Genomic DNA, 2,593 nt, shown 5'->3' on the forward strand with positions numbered 1-2,593 from the left:
GGGGGGGGGGGGGGGGGGTTGGGGTGGTGCTTGGGGGGGGGGGGGGGGGGGGGGGGGCGGCCGCCCCCCCCCGGAGCTTCCCGCCTCGAACGCAATTCTCACACTGAGAGGGAGGTTACCCCCCTCCCTAACCCTCCCCCCCAAGGGGGGAGGGAACCAGACGCCTCGCAGACCCGGCGTAACTTTGCTCATCCTGTGCTTCGGCGTGTTGCTGGTGACGCCGCTGCTGCCGCCGTACCTCGCGGCCGACCGTGACGTGTGGAAGCCATCGCCGGACCTCATCGTGTCGCTGCTGCCGAAGCCGGCCGACTGGGTGCGGGCCAGCCCGACGAGCGCCGGGTGGAACTGGACGCGGGCCGCCGTCGGCGAGGAATTCAACCCGGCCGCCCCGCCGTTCCACCTGTTCCCCGGCGGGTTCGCGGCCGTCGGCCTGCTCGTCGGCGTCGGGGCGTTGTTCGTCCGCCGGAACTTTCACGCCCGCACCGCGGCCGCCTTGGCGCTGGCGGCCCTGCTCGTCGCCGCGTTCACGCTGCACGCGGGGTGGTGGTGTCCGTACCGGGCCGCGATCGCGTTGCCGATCGTTAACGGCGTGCGGGCCGTTTTCCGCGTGGGCCTCGTCCTGGCCTTCCCACTCTGTGCCGTCGCCGGCCTCGCCGTCGGGAAACTGGTCGAAGCGGTGCGGAACCCTGTCGCGCACAAGTTGCTTGTCGCCGCGGTGCTGTCGCTGCTCGCCTACGACATCCGCACCACGGACCCGGCCTCGCGGCGGTCCGGCGTCAGCCGCACGCCGCTCGCGGAAGCCGTCGCGCGGCGTGAAAAGCTCGCCGACGCGGTGCGGCCGTTCTGCGCGAAGGACTCGATGCTGTACGTGTTCCCGGACGGCGACGACCTGATGCCCGCGCTCGTCACGCAGCTCGACGCGATGGCCGCGGCCCAGATGTTGGACATCGCCACGATCAACTGCTGGACCGGTCATGTGCCGAGCGGGTGGGAGCCGTTCCGCGACCACTCGACACTTGCAACGTGGCTGAAGTCGCGCGGCCGTGACGCCGATGACGTGACGGGCCGCGTTCTTTTCTTCGGTGCGCCGAAAGCCGACACGTCGAGCCGCGAAGAATTCGCCCGTCGCGCGCGGGTCGTGACGCGGCCCGCCCCGTGATCATCGCCGCACCTTGAAATCGCAGGACGAAACGCGGCTCGCGGATTGTCGCGCGTATGAATTCCGTCGGAAGAACCGGACCGCGAAGCCGTCCGCACGACCAATCGGGGTGACGACTGTGGCGCGGCCTTTGCAAGATTTTCGACGTGCGAAGGGAACAGTAAACTTGTTTTTCCCAAACGCCACGTTAGGATTCTTCCTTAAAGAAAGTAACCGCGTGTTCTCGCAGCGCGCCAACGTTACTTCCCCGCCGCGTGCGTGACGATCGGCGTCGCCACCCGGGACCGACGAACCCCAGGAGCTCCGCTTCTTTATGTTCGAGTCCGACGCGCGCGACCCGCTCGCCAATCCGACGGCCCGTCCGGCCGAGGGCGGGTTCGACGACGACGAACCTCCGAGTCGTCCGCGCCGCAACCCGACCTGGACCGACGTTCCCGATCACCAGTGGGACGACTGGCGGTGGCAGACGCAGAACTCCGTCCGGTCCGTCCGCCAGCTCCGCACCCTCCTCCCGTTCACCCCGGACGAACTCGTCGCCCTCGGCGAACTCGAGAGCGACTTCAAGCTCGCGATCCCGCCGTACTACTTCTCGCTGATCGACACGGACAACCCCGTCGATCCGATCCGCCTGCAGTCCGTCCCGTCGCCGCTGGAGAAGGCGTCCGGCTTTGAACTGGAAGACCCGTTGGAAGAGGACAAGGACTCGCCGGTGCCGGGGCTGACGCACCGCTACCCGGACCGCGTCTTGATGATTACGACGCCGAACTGCTCGATGTACTGCCGGTACTGCACCCGGAAGCGGGCGACCCTGACCCGCGGCGGGTGGGAGGGCGTCAGCAAGGACGACGAGCGGATGATCGAGTACGTCCGGAAGAACAAGCAGATCCGCGACGTGATCGTCTCCGGCGGCGACCCGCTGACGCTGCCCCTCGGCAAGCTGCGGTACTACCTGAGCAACCTGAAGGCGATCGACCACGTGGACGTGATCCGCATCGGCACCCGCGTCCCGGTGACGCTGCCGCAGCGGCTGTACGACCAGGAGCTGCTCGACCTCCTCGCCGAGACGGAGAAGGTGTACATCCAGACGCACTTCAACCACCCGCGGGAGATCACCCCGGAGGCGGCCCGCGTCTGCAAGAGTCTGCTCCGGCACGGCATGCCGATCAACAACCACGCGGTCCTGCTCAAGGGCGTCAACGACAGCCTGGAAACCATCCGCGCACTGCTGCGCGGGCTGCTTCGCATCAAGGTCCGGCCGTACTACCTGTTCCACTGCGACCCGGTGACCGGGGCCGGCCACTTCCGCACGAGCGTCTGGAAGGGGATGCAGATCATGGAGGGCCTCCGCGGCCACATGAGCGGCATCGGCATCCCGACCTACGTGGTGGACAGCCCGCACGGCGGCGGCAAGATTCCGCTCATGCCGAACTACCT

Annotated in this window: 2 protein-coding genes; both read left to right on the forward strand. The window is 68.3% G+C overall.

Annotated features, from left to right (window positions below; genetic code table 11):
* The first annotated feature begins 184 nt into the window (after positions 1 to 184).
* Entirely contained in the window at positions 185 to 1,159 is a 975-nt protein-coding gene (locus AC5JJ2_RS13990; protein ID WP_495858618.1) for a hypothetical protein, read from the forward strand.
* 313 nt (positions 1,160 to 1,472) lie between these two features.
* Positions 1,473 to 2,593 (forward strand): KamA family radical SAM protein (locus AC5JJ2_RS13995; RefSeq protein WP_495858619.1); only part of this gene is annotated, 1,121 nt, incomplete at its 3' end.

The sequence above is a fragment of the Limnoglobus sp. genome (genome assembly GCF_059499385.1).